Annotated in this window: 14 protein-coding genes; 10 read left to right on the top strand and 4 right to left on the bottom strand. The window is 50.6% G+C overall.

The features are described 5' to 3' along the window. The first annotated feature begins 3 nt into the window (after nucleotides 1-3). The 3 genes from WDY75_RS09495 to WDY75_RS09505 are packed head-to-tail and all read left to right on the top strand — an operon-like array spanning nucleotide 4 to nucleotide 3,643. Complete coding sequence (locus WDY75_RS09495) at nucleotides 4-1,461, top strand: PLP-dependent aminotransferase family protein (RefSeq protein WP_063480248.1); 1,458 nt, start codon at nucleotides 4-6, stop codon at nucleotides 1,459-1,461. A 48-nt stretch (nucleotides 1,462-1,509) separates the two neighbouring features. Next, the gene (locus WDY75_RS09500; protein WP_063480247.1) at nucleotides 1,510-2,508 is read left to right on the top strand and encodes a D-alanine--D-alanine ligase; all 999 of its coding nucleotides are present in this window, start codon (nucleotides 1,510-1,512) and stop codon (nucleotides 2,506-2,508) included. Beyond that, nucleotides 2,435-3,643 carry an aminotransferase class I/II-fold pyridoxal phosphate-dependent enzyme gene (locus WDY75_RS09505; RefSeq protein ID WP_063480246.1) on the top strand — a complete coding sequence of 403 codons (1,209 nt, stop codon included), beginning with the start codon at nucleotides 2,435-2,437 and terminating at the stop codon, nucleotides 3,641-3,643. The genes WDY75_RS09500 and WDY75_RS09505 overlap by 74 nt, the downstream gene beginning before the upstream one ends. Here WDY75_RS09505 and WDY75_RS09510 read toward each other — a convergent pair. Further along, a complete protein-coding gene (locus tag WDY75_RS09510; RefSeq protein ID WP_063480245.1) occupies nucleotides 3,629-4,534 on the bottom strand; it encodes a helix-turn-helix transcriptional regulator in 906 nt (301 codons plus the stop codon). The two genes, WDY75_RS09505 and WDY75_RS09510, sit on opposite strands and share 15 nt — an antisense overlap. A gap of 258 nt (nucleotides 4,535-4,792) precedes the next feature. Between WDY75_RS09510 and WDY75_RS09515 the strand changes: the two genes are divergently transcribed. Then, the gene (locus WDY75_RS09515) at nucleotides 4,793-5,680 is read left to right on the top strand and encodes a sugar phosphate isomerase/epimerase family protein (RefSeq protein ID WP_063480244.1); all 888 of its coding nucleotides are present in this window, start codon (nucleotides 4,793-4,795) and stop codon (nucleotides 5,678-5,680) included. A 24-nt stretch (nucleotides 5,681-5,704) separates the two neighbouring features. Continuing rightward, nucleotides 5,705-6,736 carry a Gfo/Idh/MocA family protein gene (locus WDY75_RS09520; protein WP_036641528.1) on the top strand — a complete coding sequence of 344 codons (1,032 nt, stop codon included), beginning with the start codon at nucleotides 5,705-5,707 and terminating at the stop codon, nucleotides 6,734-6,736. Between the two features lie 147 nt (nucleotides 6,737-6,883). Here the strand turns inward: WDY75_RS09520 and WDY75_RS09525 are convergent, their stop codons facing one another. From WDY75_RS09525 to WDY75_RS09535, 3 genes are read right to left on the bottom strand one after another with little or no spacing between them, the layout of a single operon-like run. Next, nucleotides 6,884-7,780: a sugar phosphate isomerase/epimerase family protein gene (locus WDY75_RS09525; RefSeq protein ID WP_006211763.1), complete on the bottom strand. Its 897-nt coding sequence runs from the start codon at nucleotides 7,778-7,780 to the stop codon at nucleotides 6,884-6,886. A gap of 38 nt (nucleotides 7,781-7,818) precedes the next feature. Next, on the bottom strand, nucleotides 7,819-8,676 hold the full coding sequence (locus WDY75_RS09530; RefSeq protein ID WP_006211762.1) for a sugar phosphate isomerase/epimerase family protein: 858 nt from the start codon (nucleotides 8,674-8,676) through the stop codon (nucleotides 7,819-7,821). Next, the gene (locus tag WDY75_RS09535; RefSeq protein WP_006211761.1) at nucleotides 8,673-9,731 is read right to left on the bottom strand and encodes a Gfo/Idh/MocA family protein; all 1,059 of its coding nucleotides are present in this window, start codon (nucleotides 9,729-9,731) and stop codon (nucleotides 8,673-8,675) included. The genes WDY75_RS09530 and WDY75_RS09535 overlap by 4 nt, the downstream gene beginning before the upstream one ends. Before the next feature lie 126 nt (nucleotides 9,732-9,857). On the opposite strand from WDY75_RS09535, the gene WDY75_RS09540 reads away from it, so the two are divergent. From WDY75_RS09540 to WDY75_RS09560, 5 genes are all read left to right on the top strand, one after another. Continuing rightward, a complete protein-coding gene (locus WDY75_RS09540) occupies nucleotides 9,858-10,715 on the top strand; it encodes a helix-turn-helix domain-containing protein (RefSeq protein WP_036641530.1) in 858 nt (285 codons plus the stop codon). 214 nt (nucleotides 10,716-10,929) lie between these two features. Beyond that, nucleotides 10,930-12,693, top strand: a complete 1,764-nt coding sequence (locus WDY75_RS09545) for a glycerol-3-phosphate dehydrogenase/oxidase (protein WP_063480243.1) — start codon at nucleotides 10,930-10,932, stop codon at nucleotides 12,691-12,693. Nucleotides 12,694-13,028: 335 nt separating this feature from the next. Next, nucleotides 13,029-13,841, top strand: coding sequence for an HAD-IIA family hydrolase (locus WDY75_RS09550; protein WP_063480242.1), 813 nt, complete (start codon nucleotides 13,029-13,031; stop codon nucleotides 13,839-13,841). A gap of 66 nt (nucleotides 13,842-13,907) precedes the next feature. Next, nucleotides 13,908-14,513 (top strand): glycerol-3-phosphate responsive antiterminator, encoded by a 606-nt coding sequence (locus tag WDY75_RS09555; RefSeq protein WP_036641597.1) that lies wholly within the window; start codon nucleotides 13,908-13,910, stop codon nucleotides 14,511-14,513. Nucleotides 14,514-14,555: 42 nt separating this feature from the next. Beyond that, the gene (locus WDY75_RS09560; RefSeq protein WP_006211755.1) at nucleotides 14,556-15,269 is read left to right on the top strand and encodes an MgtC/SapB family protein; all 714 of its coding nucleotides are present in this window, start codon (nucleotides 14,556-14,558) and stop codon (nucleotides 15,267-15,269) included. Nucleotides 15,270-15,343: the final 74 nt, after the last annotated feature.

A 15,343-nucleotide genomic window follows, 5' to 3' on the forward strand; every position in this document is an offset into this window, starting at 1 on the left:
ACGATGTATTTGGATTTCAAGTTTGCGGATGACCGTCCGGCGTATATTCAAGTCAAGGATTACATGAAGCGCTTGATGACAACCGGTGCGCTGCAAGCGGATCAGAAGCTTCCCTCCACGCGAGAGCTGAGTGTTTTACTTCGGGTTAGCCGTAATACGGTGCTCAGCGCTTACTCGGATTTGGAGGACGAAGGTTATATCTACGCGGTCAAAGGGCAGGGACATTTCGTTGTCCCGTCGGTAAGTGGGGTATCTGTACAGCGAGAAGGCAAGCGGCTGGATTGGGCTCCGCATCTGAATGATTACGCCCGGCTCGCGGAAGAGAATGATCTGATGAAGCATGGCATCCGCGCCGAGAAGGGCGCCATATCTTTTACAAGCATCGCTCCCGATGAGAAGCTGTTTGATCTGCAAAATGTAAAGCGTGCATTTCTGGACCGGATGTCGCTTGAAGGGGAGGTTCTCCTTAACTACGGTTATGCCAAGGGTTATAAACCGCTCATCGATTATCTTCTCCGTTATATGGAGAACAAGGGCGTGAATATCCAGGGCAAGGATCTGCTTATCACAAGCGGTTTTACAGAAGCGCTGAGCCTGGTCTTATCGACCTTGAACCAGGGGCATGGACGCATTCTGTGTGAGAATCCAACCCACCATACAGCCATAAAAAATTTTAAAATGCACGGGTACGACATCACCGGCGTCGAGATGGAGCCGGACGGCATCAGCCTGACAGGGCTTGCACGCGAGCTGTCGAAGCGCCCTTACGATCTGGCGTACCTTGTGCCTTCCTATCATAATCCTACAGGAATTGTTATGTCTCACCAGAAGAGGCTTGAAGCTCTGCGATTGCTGAATGAGTATCAGATTCCCGTTATTGAAGATGGTTTCAATGAGGAGCTGCGTTATTCGGGCTCGCATATTGCCCCTCTCGTTGCATGTGCAGGCGGGGAGAACAACAGCGTGATCTATTTGGGCAGTTTCTCGAAAATTTTGTTCCCTGGCCTGCGCGTCGGTTGGGTGCTTGCCGACAAGACGCTGATTCATTATCTCGAAAGCGTGAAGCGTGCCCGCAGCATCCATACGTCGACGCTGGATCAATCCCTGCTCTATCAATATCTGTACAACGGCAACTTCGAGAAATATTTAAAAAGGGCCAAGGCGGAGTATAAGCGAAAATATGAGCTTGCGATCCGCTGCTGTGAGGAATGGATTCCGATGGAGCGCTTGTCAGGAGACGGTGGACTTCATCTGTTTGTTGAATTTGGTCCGGATTTCCGGACGCGGGAGCTGCTTGCTGCCTGCTCCGCCCAGGGCGTCGTATTCACGCCGGGTGATATTTTCCATACCGATGGCGGAGGTCATCACACGATGCGCCTCGGCTTCTCCCGCGTCTCGGACGAGAACATCGAGAAGGGGATCCGCATTATCGGTGAAACGGCGAGGAAGCTGCTCAACTAGCAGGGCAAAAAAGAGATCGGAAGAATAACAGTTTAGGAGGACAGCATCATGAAGGTTGGTGTCATCATGGGAGGCGTATCATCAGAAAGGGAGGTTTCGCTGGCTACCGGCAGGGAGATGCTCTCCCATCTGGATAAAAACCGCTACGAGGTTTGCCCGATCGAGATTGATGACAAACGCGAGCTGATCAGCAAAACCGAAGGCATCGACATCGCCCTGCTCGCGCTGCACGGCAAATACGGGGAGGACGGCACGGTGCAAGGCACGCTGGACTCTCTCGGGATACCGTACACCGGCAGCGATGTCCTGTCCAGCAGTGTCTGCATGGATAAAGATCTGAGCAAGAAGCTGCTGCGCTGCGAAGGTTTGTTTACCGCAGACTGGGTCGTGGTGGGCAGTATGCAGGAGCTGGCCGCCGCGGATGTGGAAGGGCTGGGCTTCCCCGTTGTTGTGAAGCCGAATGCAGGCGGGTCCAGCATTGGCACCCGGATTGTCCGTATCCAAGATGAGCTGGCATCCGCTGTCGAGGAGGCGCTCCAATGGGATCGCGCCGTGATGATTGAACAATTCATCGATGGAGAGGAGATCACTTGCCCGATCCTGAACGGGGAAATGCTTCCGATTGTGTCGATTAAACCGAACTCCGAATTTTTTGACTACACGTCCAAATATGTGGAAGGCGAAGCGGATGAGCAGGTGATCGAGCTGCCCCCCGAACTTCGGAAGGCAGTGAATGCGGCGGCGATTCAATGTTACAAGGCACTGAAGTGCAGTGTGTATGCCAGAATCGATATCATCCTGAAGGATAATATTCCTTATATTTTGGAGGTTAACACCCTCCCGGGTTTAACGCGGACCAGTCTGCTGCCAAGAAGCGCGGAAGCAGCGGGATATTCGTTCAGCAGTTTGCTCGATGCCATTATTGAATTCTCATTAACGGAACGAAAAAGCGAAAAACAAGGAGTAGAAGGATATGAATACAACGAGCAGCTTTATATCGCCGACTGTGCAAGATATGCCCCCATCCGGAATTCGACAGTTTTTTAATGCGGCCGAAGCGGACGATGATGTCATTTCTCTGGGCGTAGGTGAGCCGGATTTTGTGACACCTCAGTGTGCGATAGAAGCCTGCAAGCGCGCTTTGGAGCATGGGCGTACGATGTATACGCCAAACGAGGGTCTTCTGGAGTTAAGAGAAGCAATCGCGGAATACCTGCACAAGGGCTTTCAGCTGGAATATGAACCGTCACGAGAGGTTCTGGTCACCGTTGGCGGCAGTGAAGCGATTGATCTTGCCCTGCGGGCGCTCATCTCGCCGGGAGACGAAATCATCATTCCGGTACCCGGGTACATTGCCTATGCTCCGCTTGTTCAGCTGAATGGGGGGAATGTGGTAGAACTGGAGCTATCGGCAGAGGAGGGCTTCAAATTAACCGCGGATGAACTTCAGAAGGTAATTACACCCCGGACCAAAGCGATCGTTGTTAATTTTCCGACCAATCCGACAGGTGCCGTCATGACTTATGAGGATTGGCTCCCGATTGCCCGCCTGGCCGTTTCGCACAATTTGGTGGTCATCTCCGACGAGATGTACGCGGATCTTACCTATGGCCGCACACATACCAGCATCGCTTCACTGCCTGGAATGCGGGAACGCACCATTGTCATCAGCGGCTTCTCCAAAGCGTTTGCGATGACGGGCTGGCGTGTCGGCTACCTCTGCGGAGATCGGGACTTGGTGAGCGCCATGGTCAAGATTCATCAGTACACTGCACTATGCGCACCCATCATGGGACAGATTGCCGCTATCGAATGTCTGCGGAACGGACTCGGGGATCGGGATGCCATGAAGCTGGCTTATGATGAACGCAGAAGGATGTTTGTGCAGGGTCTGAGCGATATCGGCCTGACCTGCCGCGATCCGCAAGGTGCTTTCTATGCCTTTCCCAGCATTGCAGAAACCGGCCTTGGATCGCAGCAGTTCGCAGAGCGGCTGCTTCGGGAAGCGAAAGTCGCTGTTGTACCGGGTCATGTGTTCGGCGCTGGCGGCGAAGGTTTTATCCGCTGCTCGTACGCCGCTTCCTCCGCTCGGCTGACAGAAGCGCTTGATCGAATAGATCTTTGGCTTAGGGCACACTCATCCCGTGCAGCCCAGGACCTGCACATCCTACAGAATTCTTGAGAGTTTACGGTAATCCGTAGCGGTGATCCCCTCTAACCTGCGGAAAATCCGGCTGAAATAATGAATATCCGGGTATCCGACGCCTTCGCCAACCGCCTCGATCGAAATATCGGATTCCCGGAGGAGCCGCCTTGCTTCCCGGTGACGAACGGATTGCACAAATTCACTGGGTGGCATTCCGGCAAATCGTTTGAATAATTTCGCGGTATGATCGGCACTTAACATTAAATGCTCGGCTATTATTTTATTGCTCCAGTCTTTGGCTGGAGTTTCTTCGATTTGGCTCATCAGATCAATCAGTTTGGCATCATGCGGTGACGTTTCCGTCAGGGCCTGGAAAGGATGCGTCCGACACAATTGAACCAGCACGTCCAGCATCAGTCCTTTGCAGGCGAGTTCATATCCGGCAGGACGGTAGGTGAACTCTTCAACGATGCGTTCCATCATCTGAACACAAGGCAATGGAGGCGTGTAGATGGTCCGTGAGGACAGCGGAAGGAAAGCGGATGAAACCGCTTCTTGAGCAAATTTATCCGGAGCCAGCACGGATTCGTTCACAATCATGTCCGCTTCGGTCTGAATGTCCAGTTCATCAAAGAAATCAAAATGAATTCCCAAAAATCGCGCATCAGGCTCAGATATCACCTCATTCTGATGGTAAACACCGGAGGGCAGGAAAATGAGCTGCCCGGCTTCGATGACATACCGATTCCCGTTCATCGTTGTGGCGGCTGCGCCATGGCATACGTAGAGCAGCTCGAAATCGTACAATCTTCGCCTCGGGAGAGCCCCCGTCGCCATGCGTTGGAATTGAGCATAATGAATGCTGGGCGACCATTCCCGGAAGGACGCTTCACGCTTTATCGGGTAATCCGAGTTTGTATCGTTCATAGATAAATCACTCCAGAAAGGGATGAAATAAAATTTTTGAAGAGAACGGAATTGTCCAAATAATCACTTTTCTATCTAAATCATTTGATGGAATATTTATTTATTATATAAGTATTATTACATCCTGATGGTTTATTTACAACTTGACGGAAAAAGTCAAATGTTGCGTTACATGAATCTTTCAATTTATTTTTAAAGACTTCCATGTGAAAGCGGAAGCTGCATCAATCAACCTATTGATTTGAGGAGGGATTCGTCATGAAGAAAGGGATTAACATTTGGTCATTCCAAGGGGATGCGGCCATCTCCGACTGCATCCGATTGGCAAAAGAAGCTGGGTTTGACGGAATCGAATTGTCATTAAACCAAACGGGCGAGCTTGGGCTCCAAGCCGGTGATAAGGAAGTGCAGAACATCGCTGCACAGCTGAAAGACGCGGACCTGGAAATTGCAGGACTGGCAACAGGCCTTTATTGGGATTATCCAATGACAAGCGAAGACCCGGCTGTCCGTGAAAAAGCGATGGATGTTTGCAAGAAGCAGCTGGAACTGGCTGCCGCATTCGGTGTGGACGCCATTTTGGTTATCCCCGGCGCGGTCGGCGTCGATTTCATCCCTGGCTCCTCCGTGATTGATTACGAATATGCATACGATCGCGCTCAAGAATCCATTCGTAAGCTGGTGCCGTTTGCAGAGAGTGCCGGTGTTGCCATCGCGCTTGAGAATGTGTGGAACAAATTTCTGCTGTCGCCGCTGGAATTGCGGAATTTCATTGACGAGATCGGTTCCGATTATGTCGGCTCCTATTTTGACGTAGGGAATGTTGTTCATATCGGTTATCCCGAGCAGTGGATTCGGATTCTGGGTCAGCGGATCAAAAAAGTCCATTTCAAGGACTACCGCAGGCAAGCTGGCGGGCTGCACGGCTTTGTTGATTTGCTGGCAGGAGACGTTGATTACCCGGCCGTGGTGGAAGCGCTGCGTTTAATCGGCTATGACAACTATGTTACGGCAGAGATGATCCCGGCCTATACCCACTATTCGGAGCAGATCATTTTTAATACATCCAATGCAATGGATGCAATTCTCGGACGTACACCGTCATTGCGCCAGCCTGACGCGCGCCAGCGTCAAGGCCAATCATAATAAGGGATACGGAGGGAATATAGGATGCTGAAAATCGGAATATTGGGTTTTGGTTTCATGGGACGCATGCATTTCGACAATTATGTCCGTCTCATGGAAGAAGGTGCCGACATTAAGCTGGTTGCCATCTGCGATCTGCGTATCGATGAGCTGAAAGACAGCAAAGCCAATGGCAATATGGCCACTGAGCGTGATGTATATGATCTGGAGCCCTATCATCTCTACGATCATGTAGACAGCATGCTGGAGAATGAAGAGCTTGATATCGTGGACGTATGTCTGCCGACTTATTTACATGCGGATATGACCTGCATGCTGCTGGAGAAGGGGATTCACGTCATGTGTGAGAAGCCGATGGCAGGCAGTGCAGAAGAAGCCTGGCGCATGGTGAAAACAGCAGAGCGTACAGGCAAAACGTTGATGATCGGACAATGCCTGCGTTTCTGGCCCGCTTATGAATATTTAAAAGCCTGCGTGGAGGACGGACGATACGGAAGCATCGTAGCAGGGGAGTTCTTCCGCGGCTCCGAACCGCCGAAGGGCTGGTTTCTGGAAGGGGACAAAAGCGGAGGCTGCATCACCGACATGCATGTCCATGACGTGGATATGATCCACTGGCTGATGGGCAAGCCGGAACGGGTATCCACATTCGCCAAAACCATCATTGAAGGCAGCCTGTACGATATCGTGTCCACTCATTACAGCTATCCGGATGGTAAGGTGATTAACGCCCATGCGGACTGGACACTGAGCGGTGAACACGGATTCCATATGGGATACCGGGTGAATCTGGAGCAGGCTACGCTTGTGTTCCAGAATAATGAATTGAAGGTTTATCCTGAAGATGCTCCGGGCTTTACGGCTGAGCTGTCCGGTGATTCCGGTTACTATCGCGAACTCCAGTATTTCCTTGAGCATGTTGCACAAGGGACACCCGTAACGGTATGCACACCGGAAAGCGCTGCCGGATCACTGGAAATTATCGAGGCCGAGATCCGTTCCGCGAATGCGAACGGCTCCTTGGAGACATTGCCTGGGAAGCAGACCGTATCTTAACTAAGTTCATCAACATGGCATGAATAAAAAAAGCAGGCAGATCGGGAAATATCCTTGATCTGCCTGCTTTTCATATGGAGCCCGCTGCGTGAGGCTCTTATTAGGCCCAGACCCGTTGCAGCGAGACTCTGTATGGTAATGAATCGGTTAGGCTCTGAACGTCTTCAGAAAATCTACGGCGAGTTTGATGTCAGCCTCCGGATTTGCTTTCACTTCGCGTTCGATCGTCAGATATCCGGTGTAGCCAATGTCTTTGAGGGCTTGCAGATATGCCGACCAGTTCACGCCGCCTTCACCGAGCGGAACCTCACGGAACTTCTCGCCGGATTCTGCCATATCGGCGATTAAGTCATGGTCCAGCGGCGGCGCCTCGTATCCGAAATCGCCGTATACATCGCGAGGATCGATATAGTCGGCAAGCTTGATTCCGTCCTTCGCATGCGTATGGACGATATAATCCTTCAGGTTGTACACGCCCTGTACCGGATCATCCCCTGTAACCATGACCATATTTGCCGGGTCGAAGTTAACCGATACGCCGTTGGAACCCAAACCGTCGAGGAATGCCTTCAAGTGGGCGGAAGGCTCGGGGCCCGTCTCGATGGCAAAGAATGCGTTCATGGAATTTGCGAAGGTGCTGAGCTCCACGCAGGCATTGTGCATCGTTTCGTATACGCGGCCGTTGTGGTCCTGCGGAACGATACCGATATGGGTTGTGATAATATTCGTTCCAAGCTCCAAACCAAGCTCCATGATCCGTTTGGATTTTTCGATCTTGGCCGCATTTTCAGCAGGGTCCTGGAAGCCGTGTCCGCCAAGGTCACCCACGAGTGCGGAGATTTCAAGTCCGAGTGATTCGATATAATCCTTCAATTCTTTGCGAGCGGAAGCAGACAGGTTGGCTGGGTCCATTTCGCCATGAACGGCATAAATCTGAACACCATCGGCACCAACATCCCGAGCCTTGATAAGACCTTCTCTTACGCCAACACGAAAGCTGTCCACAATAACGCCAATTTTGTTAGGCATGATAGGCTTCGACATCGTTATATCCTCCTTATATCATCTATCGTCCGTCTGAATTAAACTTCATTCCATGCTTTGCGGACATATTCCAATCCAAATTTGGCTCCCGTACGGCAATCTTCCAATCCTTCGAATTCGATCGAGATGTAGCCGTCATAACCGGATTCTTTCACGATGCGAACGACTTCCGGCATATCGATATCGCCTTGGCCGACAATCGCGCCCCGGAGCCAATTGCCGCTCGAGGTGTTGAACCAGCCGGATCCAGGCACACGCTTGGCCGGGCGATAATAGAAGTCCTTGAAGTGAACCATCGAGGCCAAGCCGATATTGTTGGCTACAGCCACGGTGGATACCTCATCCGCACAGAGGAAATTCCCGATATCCAGGGTTGTTTTAAAGTTTGGATGATTTACGGTTTGGACAAGTGTTTTTACACGGTCGCTCTGCTGTATGAAATATCCGTGGTTCTCCACGCTGGTGGTGATGCCGCGTTCTGCCGCGTAATCGGCAATGATACGGCAAGCATTGGCCAGACGCGGGAGTTCCTCCAGAAAATGAGTAATGGACAAGTCCTTGGAAGAAGCAACGTCATGGCGCATCAGCTTAACGCCAAGGGCCGCCGCTATGTCCACTTCGCCTTTAACTCTTTCAATTTCCGCTTCATAGGCAGCGTCATCCAATTCCGCAAAATTGGCGCCGATGGCATAATTGGAAATCTCAAGTCCCTTGGATGCAGCATGGGATTTGATCGTATCGATCAGCTCCGGCGTTTCCTTCAGGTTAAAGCCGAGCGGAACGATCTCGATATGCTCTCCGCCGATCTCTGCAACGTAGTCGATGACATCGGTAATGGTCATCTCGCCTTTGTTCATGGCCTGATACAGGCTGTATGAGCTCACTCCAAGTTTCATAGCAGAACTTCAGCTCCTTTCTCAGCGGATTCATAGATACCGCACAGAATCTTCATGATCTCAACGCCGTCTTCAACCGGGCTGAGCGGTGTCGTGCCGTTCTCGATACAGGAAATGAAGTGATTGACTTCGCTTTGGAAAGCGGCATCGAAGTCGAATCCTTTGTTGTCTGTTTGCGGCTGGATATTGATGATGGTATCGTGTTTCTCGGTTACGATGGAAACCTCAGGATCAATCTCGAATCCGCCCTTGTCTCCATACAACTTAACGGATTGCAGGTTTTCCTTGGAGTGCAGGGTGAAGCTCACGTCCACCAGCAAAGAGGCACCGTTTTCAAAACGGATCATCGCATTTGCCATATCTTCAACCGTATTCTTCTCCGCGTCGTAATCAGCTGCCTTGTAGAAGGACAGGTTGCGAACATTGGAGCGGTTGCCCAGTTTCCGGTATGTATTTGCGCTGACGGCAACTGGCTTTGGACGTCCCATCATATACCAGCACAGGTCAATGACATGCACGCCGATATCGATAAGGGGGCCGCCGCCGGAACGTTCGATGTCGGAGAACCAGCCGCCCGGATTACCGAGACGACGGATGGAGGACGCCTTCGCGAAGTAAATATCCCCGAATTCCCCCTTGTCTGCAAACTCACGCAGCATCTGGGCGTTAGGGTCGTAACGTCTTACGAATCCGACCTGAAGCAGCTTGCCCGAGGATTTCACGGCTTCCTGTACTTGAAGCGCTTCCTCAACCGTACGGCAGAGAGGTTTCTCAACCAGAACGTGTTTGCCGGCATTCAGTGCCGCGATGCTGATTTCGGCATGGGTATTGTTCCAGGTACAGATGCTGACCGCATCGATATCGGGATCAGCCAGAAGTTCGTTATAGTCTGTATAGACTTTGGTAGCGCCGTATTTTTCAGCTGCACGCTGTGCTCTTTCTTCATTTAAATCACACACGGCGAGCAAATTCGCGTTCGCATGTTTTTGATAGGATTGCAAATGCATAGCAGAGATCGATCCAGTGCCAATGACGCCAACATTAATAGATTTCATGATTTCACTCCTCTGAATTTACTGCATTACACTTTCGTATTATAATCCTTTTAGAGGAAGACACCATGATAAACCGTGCTGTTTGTTTGTACAATTGTGCTGTCTTACGGGAAGGAGATCAGAGCATTGGACAAAACACTGCGAGAACCGATGACGATGCCGGATCCTCAGTTTCCAATCAAGGTTCATCGTTGCGAGTTTGATGGCCGGGGACAGGTTTTATTTAACCATCATTGGCATGAGCATCTTGAAATTCTGTATTTTGTTTCGGGGGAAGCGACGCTGGAATGCGGATCGTCCACCTTCACCGCCAAGGAAGGCGATATGATCGTCATTAACCGGAATGAACTGCATTACGGGCTCAGCCAGTCGGAACATTTGTTTTATTATGCGTTAATCGCTGATTTCTCGCTGCTGCAGAGCCATTCCCTGGATGCGCCCGAGATGAAATTCATCACACCGATCACCCAGAACCGTCTGATCTTCGAGAACCGAATCAACGGGGATGATGCGCTGGCACCCATGCTATCCATTATCAAGGAGCTGGAACGGCAGGAATTCGGCTATGAGCTGGCCATCAAATCGGAGCTGTACCGGCTGCTTACGCTGCTGCTGCGAGGTTATGTCGCCACGGTTCTCACACAGGACGAATACGTGGAGCGAATGAAAAATGTGGAGCGGTTTGCGCCGATATTCAAATACATTGAAGAGCATTACCGGGACGATCTGTCCGTGGAGCTGTTATCCGGCATGGCCGGTCTCAGCCGATTTCATTTCAGCCGATTGTTCAAGGAGATCAGCGGCCGGACCGTGACGGAGTACGTGAATGAAACCAGGCTTAACCGGGCGGATTACCTGCTCCGCGAAAGTCCGCTTACGGTATCGGAAATTGCGGCTGCTACCGGATTCAACGATATTTATTATTTCAGCCGGACCTTCAAGAAATATAAGCGAATGGCTCCATCGGCTTTACGAAAAAAATGACATTAGACCTGCAAAGTTCTAATAACAGGTTCTATGTAGACATAAGCATAAAAGCAACATATAATGAATAATCATATTTATTGCATAAACGGGCAGAGATCATGGAGAACCCTTTTGCTTCAATGCGTACTGTATTTCAGTATGCATTCAGCAGATGCGGTTCTTTTTTAGATTTATACGTTTTTCTTAATAGATTCAGGGAGGGGAATGTCAGGTGGGCACAAGCTTATCCGCTAGGATGCGGACCCAATATTTGCAGGACATGTCGGCTAGCAAGCTGGATGTGCTGGTGATTGGCGGCGGTATCACGGGTGCGGGAATTGCTTGGGACGCCAGCTGCAGGGGGATGGCCGTCGGCTTGGTCGAGATGGGCGATTTGGCTTCGGGAACAAGCAGCAGATCGACGAAGCTGATCCATGCCGGTCTCCGGTATTTGCGGCAGGGAGAGCTTGGCTTGGTACGTGAAGCAGGCTACGAGCGGGCGCTGCTTCACCGGAGCGCTCCGCATCTTGTGGAGCCGATTCCGATGCTAATGCCTATTTATAAGAAAGGCACCTACGGTTATTTGGCCAGAGCCATCGGATTGTATCTGCATGACTGGCTGGCGGGGGTCAAGGGCAGTGAGCGGGTGACCATGTTCCGACGCGAGGGAACCCTAGCGCTGGAGCCGCTCCTTCGTAAGGAGGGGTTACGAGGCTGCGGTTATTATTACGAATATCGCACCGATGATGCACGGCTAACGGTTGAAGTGATGAAGTCTGCACGGGCCAGGGGAGCGCTGATCGCGAATTACGCTAAAGTATGCGCATTTATTTATCGCGGGGGAAGAGTGGTAGGTGCTCACGTGGAGGATCAATGGAGCGGGGAAACCTATGAGGTATTCGCAAAAAAAATCGTGAATGCAGCCGGTCTATGGGCAGATCAGGTCAGGCAGAAGGACAATTCGCTGAAAGGCAGGTCATTATTATTCACCAAGGGCGTTCACCTGGTGGTGGATCATGCGAAGCTCCCGATACGACAAGCTGCTTATTTTGATGTGCCCGGTGGCCGAATGATATTCGTTATTCCCAGGGAGGGCAAGACCTACATCGGAACAACCGATACCGTATACGAAGGTGCAACGGAGACGCCGGGCGTTACCGCTGAAGATCGGCGGTATCTCCTTGATGCGGTTCGTCATGCTTTCCCGGATGTCCATTTGAAGATAAGCGATATCGAAGCGGGCTGGTCTGGACTTCGTCCTCTCGTGCGCGAGGAAGGGAAGGGGCCCTCGGAGATATCCGGAAAGGACGAAATGGTTGTATCCGATTCTGGATTGATTACCATTGCAGGCGGAAAGCTGACCGGATTTCGGAAAATGGCCGAGAAGGTTGTGAACCTGGCTGCCAGACAGCTTCAAGAGGCAGATGGCACCATCTATCCTCCTTGTACAACAGACCGGGTACCGATAAGCGGCGGAGAGCTGAATGGTCTTACTTATGAGGAATTGCGAGAAATGCTGGTTAAGCAGGGGAAATCGCTTGGCATCCCGTCGGAGCTCATGCTGGGCTTGATGACCCGATACGGCTCTAATACAAAAGAGCTGCTTCATCGGATTCATGCTGCTTCGCAGGCGTCGGAATCGATGGAAATTAGAGTGCTGCGAGCAGAAATCCAGTACTCCATAGAACATGAGATGACAATAACCGCTGTTGATTTTCTGCTAAGAAGAACGGGCTGGGTGCTGTTTGACCGGCCAAGGGCCGAGAGGTTAATCGCTCCTGTAATCGAGATAATGAAGGATTATTTAGAATGGAGTCAAGAGGAAGTTGACAGACAACTGGAGCTGCTGCAGGATCAATTGCAGTTGGCATGGGGGGCTCCTGCAGGCGACAGGACGGAGCTGTTTCCGTATCCTTTGGGTAGGGAACATGTAGAAATGGTGGACACCCAAGAGAAAGAGGAGGATTCTCCCACCATCTCAGCCATGATTCGATAATTCTGAATTATTATCATCTTGTCAAATGTAAAAGCTGGATGTAGTATAACCATATGAAGTTATAGAGCTGGGCAGAGATGATGAGAAGCCCTTTGCATAACGAACCTTTCATTTGTCATGGATGAAAGCGTTTTTAATGCGAAGTGTTTCTCTTTTTTTTGTATCCGTATGATCGCTTGTCCAAGGACTAAAGGGAATGGTGCTGTCATATGTATACATACGGATGGGGGCTGTGATTGCATAACAGAACTGATCTAACCAGAACATGTCCCATTTACGTCCCATTTACGTTTGCAGGCGGAAGTTACAGATTGAACATGCAGAGGAGAACGACAATGGATCATTTTTCAGGTTATATTTTTGATTTGGATGGTACGATCTATCTGGGGGCCGAGGCGATTGATGGGGCTGTTGAGACCATTCACTATTTGCAGGGGCTGGATAAGAAGCTGTTGTTTTTAACTAACAAAACGATTGATTCCAGAGAAAATTATCTGAAGAAATTAGCGAAGCTTGGCATTGAGGTAGAACTGAAGCATATATTGAACCCTGCACTCGTTACGATCCATTATCTTCAGAAGCATCATCCGGGTGCACAGGTCTACGTGATCGGTGAGGACATATTGAAGAATGAACTGCTGGATAACGGAATTTCATTCGCATCTACGCCGGAGGAAACCGATGTTGTGGTCGTTTCGTGGGATCGGGAGTTTCACTATCGGCATCTGGATTTCGCATATCAGGCAATTAAACACGGCGCCGATGTTATTGCAACCCATCCGGATCGAACATGTCCCATGCCCGGCGGGGATATTCCCGATTGTGGCGGCATGATTGGTGCCATCGAAGGTACAGCGGGCATCCGAATTACGACTGTCATGGGCAAGCCCTCCGTCTTGACGGCATTGACGGCACTTGATATTTTGGGAGTGAAAGCGGAAGCATGCCTGATGTCAGGGGATCGGCTTGAGACGGATATTCGGATGGGAAACGAGGCGGGAATGAGTACGGCATTGGTGCTGACTGGCGTGTCGGGCAGGGATGACCTGATCGGCAGCAGCGTTACGCCTACCTACGTCCTGAATTCGGTCCACGATATTTATCTCGCAGGTCATGCCTTGGAGCAGGCAGATGAAGCAAAGTCATGATGGATATAAAAATATGCCGGGGCAACGGGAGAATTGGAGATGCTGCTGCGGCAACGAGGTGAAGACATGAGAACCAGTGTAGAAGGTGCACAACGAATTTCGTATTGTTTGAAGCGAAGGCCCATTATCACATCATTAATGCATGCCGAAGAACTGCCCGCCGTGCTGGCAACCGAATCGAATATCGTTTTTATTCTCAAGACCGATATCTTTATGATTGAATCGATTGTCGAGCAGATTTCTGAGGCTGGCAAGCTCTCATTTGTTCATTTTGATCTCATTGAAGGAATCGGCAAAGACAAGACGGGAGTCAGGTATTTAGCCGAGAAGGCAGGTATTGACGGAATCGTTACAACAAAAAACACAGCGATCGTGGAAGCAAAAAAATTGGGCTTGTTGACAGTTCAGCGTCTATTTGTATTTGACTCCGTCTCACTGGATAACGGAATCAAGATGATTAAGGCCTCCAATCCGGACGCAATCGAAGTTCTGCCGGGCATGGTATGTCAGCGTATTATGGACCGTATTCGTGCCGAGGTGGACGTGCCTGTCATCGCGGGAGGACTCATGATCGATTTGGAGGATTTTGATACAGCTCTGAAGAGCGGTGTAATCGGCATATCCACCTCCAGCAAAGAGTTATGGCGCTGGCAGGATGAACATATGGCATAACGAAGAGCCGCCTTAAATGACAAGGATGGGTGGAGATTAGGAATGGATGTGTTTCAACTGGATACAGGGACCATGCTGATGCGGCTGTTATTTGCAGCGCTGCTTGGCGGTTTAATCGGTTGGGAGCGCGAACGCAGAAACAAGCAGGCCGGTCTAAAAACGCATCTCTTGGTAGCCGTCGGATCAACGCTGATTATGCTGACTTCCATTTACGGGTTTGATTCAGCCCTGATCAATCATCCCAATGCGAGGTTTGATCCTGCCCGGCTGGCCGCACAAGTTGTAAGCGGTATCGGTTTTCTTGGAGCCGGGGCTATCCTGCGGCGTTCGAATCATATCATTTCAGGTCTCACCACGGCGGCAACCTTATGGGTAGCGGCGGCTATTGGTTTAAGTGTTGGTTCCGGGTTTTATTGGCCAGCGATCATAACAACGGCGATTGTTCTGGTCAGCACGCTGGTGCTGAATAAACTGGAATCGAGGTTTCTCTTTATTAAGAAATCCGGCAGCCTAAAAATCATGATTGAGACCGGGGACCGTCCGGTTCATGTCAGCACCATTACCGATTTGCTGCAAAGGGCGAACATGACCGTTGAGGGCATGATCGTCAACAACGATACATTGGAAGATGATTCAACCAAGGTGACGATGGAATTTCGGGTCTATTCGTTTAACAGCAAGGGAATTAACGGATTGTTCGAGCAGCTGTGGCAGGTTGAGGGAATTAAGCAGGTACGCATGAATTGGCGGGATTAAAGAGGGGCCGGTACCAGTTAGGTCCTTAATAGGATAAAGCAATGAATGATAACAGGGCTGAGCCCGGGTGCAAG

It is taken from the genome of Paenibacillus glucanolyticus, assembly GCF_037333485.1.
Lineage (GTDB): Bacteria > Bacillota > Bacilli > Paenibacillales > Paenibacillaceae > Paenibacillus_AQ > Paenibacillus_AQ glucanolyticus.